Annotated in this window: 5 protein-coding genes; 2 read left to right on the top strand and 3 right to left on the bottom strand. The window is 62.4% G+C overall.

All coding sequences use genetic code 11. The features are described 5' to 3' along the window. Positions 1–321: 321 nt before the first annotated feature. On the bottom strand, positions 322–549 hold the full coding sequence (locus AB7O82_RS37790; RefSeq protein WP_428621893.1) for a hypothetical protein: 228 nt from the start codon (positions 547–549) through the stop codon (positions 322–324). A gap of 403 nt (positions 550–952) precedes the next feature. Between AB7O82_RS37790 and AB7O82_RS37795 the strand changes: the two genes are divergently transcribed. Both AB7O82_RS37795 and AB7O82_RS37800 read left to right on the top strand, forming a co-directional pair. Beyond that, positions 953–1,603 carry a histidine phosphatase family protein gene (locus tag AB7O82_RS37795; RefSeq protein WP_428621895.1) on the top strand — a complete coding sequence of 217 codons (651 nt, stop codon included), beginning with the start codon at positions 953–955 and terminating at the stop codon, positions 1,601–1,603. Positions 1,604–1,647: 44 nt separating this feature from the next. Further along, the gene (locus tag AB7O82_RS37800; RefSeq protein WP_428621897.1) at positions 1,648–2,268 is read left to right on the top strand and encodes a lytic transglycosylase domain-containing protein; all 621 of its coding nucleotides are present in this window, start codon (positions 1,648–1,650) and stop codon (positions 2,266–2,268) included. Positions 2,269–2,483: 215 nt separating this feature from the next. On the opposite strand, the gene AB7O82_RS37805 is transcribed toward AB7O82_RS37800, so the two are convergent. Both AB7O82_RS37805 and AB7O82_RS37810 read right to left on the bottom strand, forming a co-directional pair. Continuing rightward, the gene (locus AB7O82_RS37805; protein WP_428621899.1) at positions 2,484–2,822 is read right to left on the bottom strand and encodes a hypothetical protein; all 339 of its coding nucleotides are present in this window, start codon (positions 2,820–2,822) and stop codon (positions 2,484–2,486) included. A 68-nt stretch (positions 2,823–2,890) separates the two neighbouring features. After that, positions 2,891–3,523, bottom strand: a 633-nt coding sequence (locus AB7O82_RS37810) for a tetratricopeptide repeat protein (RefSeq protein ID WP_428621901.1), incomplete at its 5' end; no start/stop codon positions are given.

Genomic DNA, 3,523 nt, shown 5'->3' on the forward strand with positions numbered 1-3,523 from the left:
CATTTCATGATCGGGGATTGTTGCGACGCCATCGCAATCCCAGTTGGCAGGCGTGATGGTGCTTCAGGCCATGCTTTCAGCGCGCTCGACGAGGCCCGGCGCTAGCGAGCGGACAGCCAAGAACAGGTTGTCAGGGAAGCGCGGACCGAGTGGTCAGCGCCTCATCGCACTGCTCGGACAATCCGATGCCCTGCTCGATCGAGTTCTCGTGATGGCAGGGCGTGGGTCTGTGATCGAGCTTCGTCGGCTGGACGCGTTGAAAAACTCTCTGGTCCAAGCCGTTGCCGCCATTGACGCTGCGCGGAATTGAGGTCGTTCTTGCTACTGGCCGGCGGCGCGGCGAATGACGTCGGGCTCCATGAAGGCGCCGTGGGTGACGAGGTAGCGGCCGTTGACGGCATCGAGCTTCAAGGCCTTGACCTTGCGCAGCGTGACGAAGGCCTTGCGGGCTTCCGCCTCGGTTAGTTTCGCGATGTTCATCAGCGTCTCGATCATCGTCCTCTCGGCGTTTACCATCCGCTGCGCTACAGCCTTGAAACCCTCAATCATCAGCCGCTCCGTTCGAGTGAGCGACACTTCGCTCTTGTCGGCCGCCGATCCAAGCGGATTGCGCCGATGTTCCATTGCTTTGTTCGGGGGCGGCCGATTGTTTCTGAACGGCGCCCGGAGGACCGATGGCATCGCGCAAAATCGGGGTGAGTCGCCGATGAAGCGACCGCCTGCTGGAGGCTGTTAGTTTTGGTAGGGAACTCTCGAGCACCGCGACGCAGGTTCATGAACGTCAAGGCGGGCGTCGACGACGTTAAGCTTGCCGCCTAGACTTCCTGGATTGGGGCCACCGGGATCAGCTCGGCTGGCATAGCAGGCTTCACTTCCACCACGATCACAGGAGGTCACATCGCCACTTCCGGGATGAACCACTTCACGATTTTCACTAACTCGAGCGACGAGGATGTTCTATCCGATGTGCGGACTGCAGCCAGGCCCGCGCCCGCCGCTGAACGTGCCGGGAGTGTGGCCGCGACTGCTACGCCGCGCCGAGTTTTGCCTGGCGCTGCTGGCGGCTCTGTTTCTTATTGCCGGTCAGTCCCCCACGCTCGCCCAGGGCGATGCCTGGACCTTGCTGCGCCAACCTGGCCACGTGGTTTTCATGCGCCATGCGGCGACGCCGGGCGGGTTCGGCGATCCGCCCGGCTATCGGCTGGACGATTGTGCGAGTCAGCGCAACCTGACAGATGCCGGTCGAGCCCAAGCGCGTCGCACCGGCGAAGCCTTCAGGGCGCGCGGACTGGCGTTCGATCGTGTATTGTCAAGTCCCTGGTGCCGCTGCATGGAGACCGCCAAGCTCCTCACCGGGCGCGATCCGGAACCGCTGGACGCGCTGAGCAACCTGGTCGGGCGCGCCGAGCACAGAAAACAGCAGGTGACGTCCCTCAGGGCTTACCTCGCGGCCCTGGGGCCCGCCCCGCGCGTGCTGTTTTCTACCCACGGCATCGTCATCAACGCACTGGTGGGGATTAACCCGGCCGAGGGCGAGATGGTGATCGTCAAGGTCGGCGTCGGCGGCGAGCCGAGCGTGGTCGGCAGGTTGCGGGTCGAATAGCGGACAAGCGCGGATCGCCGGCGGCGTGTCGGGCGCGACGCGACGTGAATGCTGCGGGTGCTCACCGAGCGCAGGATGTTCATGATCGCGGGTGCGAGTCGGCGAGCTACCTGCGCGAGTTGCGCGTCACCTTCGGCGGCAATCTCGGCCTGGCCGCAGCCGCTTACAGTGCCGGTCCCGGCGCCGTCTCCGCTTGGCGTGCCGGCCGCGCCGCCCTGCCGTTCGAGACGCAGGCCTATGTCCGCCTAGTCACCGGCTACGCTGCCGAGGCCTGGACGGCGCGGCAGATGCCGGAGATGGCGTCGCCGCCACCGCTAACGGATTCGCTGATTGGGATGCGCTGTGTCGAGTTTGCCAACGGTGTGGTCAATCATGCCGTCCCGCGCCGCGACTACACCGCCGACCCGGCCTGGGGACCGTGGGGCGTGCAGCTTGCCGGCAGCTTCTCGGAAGGGGACGTGCTCGCTCGCTTCGAGCGGGTGCGCCGCCGCTACGAGGCCGTGCTGGGCGACCACCTGCCGCTGGTCGTACTAGGCCGCTTGACCGACGCCTCGACCTACGTCGTACGCGTCTCGGCGAGAAGCCGCGCCGACGCCGATGCCCTGTGCGCCCGCCTGCGCGCTGCCGGCGGCACCTGCATCGTGCTAAGCAACCCGCGCAGCTAGATCCAGCCCCGCAGAGACGGCAGTTTCATCAGCCGACCTAGCCGGCCGACCGACCGACCCCCATCCCAAAATTTGCGTCTATCGTGCGGTCTTTGCGACGCGATAAGACCGCTTGCCTCGGGCAGGTGCAGTGGGTAATTTTGTTACACGAATGGGGCGCGCGAATCGGAGACCGTTGGATTTCAGGTTCCTTCGCTCCGCCAGTGAACCTGGGTTCAAATTTCTCCATTGAGAATCTCGTGACTAAAAAAGCCCAGCATTTGCGAGCCTTTCGGCACGAACCTGATGACTGCCTTCGCCAGCTCAGAGGCCATTTTGCTCTCTCTCCGGCCCTTCTTCTCCAAAGCTGTTGACTCCGTGAATTCAGTACGCTTCTTGTAAGTCATTGATTTGGGCCGCGTTTTTGAGACGGTGAAAAGCGGCTCGCGGGCATACCCGAATGACCGAGCAGCGTTGAGGGCGTGGCCGACGTGGGCGGCATTGCAATCTCGCGAGCAGTCCATGAACAGGTGCGCGACAAGCTCGATGTCTCGTACCGGCAGCGGACTGAGCAAGACGGGACTACCGGTGGTTTGGTAGATACTGCGTAGCGGTCCGTGTCATTGAGAGCGGACTATCGCAATCATTCCGGCATTCCTGCTTTGCGCAGTCCTAATTCGAACAAATCGCGATCGGATGGCTGGCATCGTATAAATCGGCTCACTACCGTCGAGATCGAGGGACTCGGCTCCAAGGCCTGCAATCGCCGCAATGTCGCTTCTATCTCATCAGTCGGGCAATCTGCCATTGCGGAAACAACCAACTTGAGCCTAAGCGCAAGCACATAACCGGGTCGCTGTAGCAGTGCCTGATCGATCCACGACAACGCCTCCGCATATTGTCCGCGAAAGAAGTAGGGGAAGGCGATGCCTGTACAGGCGTCCCACGCAAAGGGGTCCTTCGGACTGAGTTTCATCGCTTGCTTGAAACGACCAATCGATTTTGCGTGATCGCCCAACATCCAACTAGCCCATCCGCCAAAGCGCCACGCCAACAGTGAATTAGGATTGAGGTTGAGAGCGCGTTCGATGTGTCGCAAGCCATCTTCGCGGTCGCCGCCACAGTGGATGAGCCCTAGTCCACCACGAGCGAGCGCGTCCGGATTCTCTCTTCCCAGTTCGACTGCCCGCATTGCAGCTTCCAACCCAAGTTGATCCGACTCGTCCAGCGGGGCCCAGTTGCGTATCTTGTTCTGCCAATGAATGTTTGCCATGAG

It is taken from the genome of Reyranella sp., from assembly GCF_050185545.1.
GTDB lineage: Bacteria > Pseudomonadota > Alphaproteobacteria > Reyranellales > Reyranellaceae > Reyranella.

What these genes read in the sequence shown, in the direction of transcription:
- AB7O82_RS37795 (WP_428621895.1), top strand. Translation starts at nt 953, where the DNA reads ATGTTCTATCCGATGTGCGGACTGCAGCCAGGCCCGCGCCCGCCGCTG.
- AB7O82_RS37790 (WP_428621893.1), bottom strand. Translation starts at nt 549, where the DNA reads ATGATTGAGGGTTTCAAGGCTGTAGCGCAGCGGATGGTAAACGCCGAG.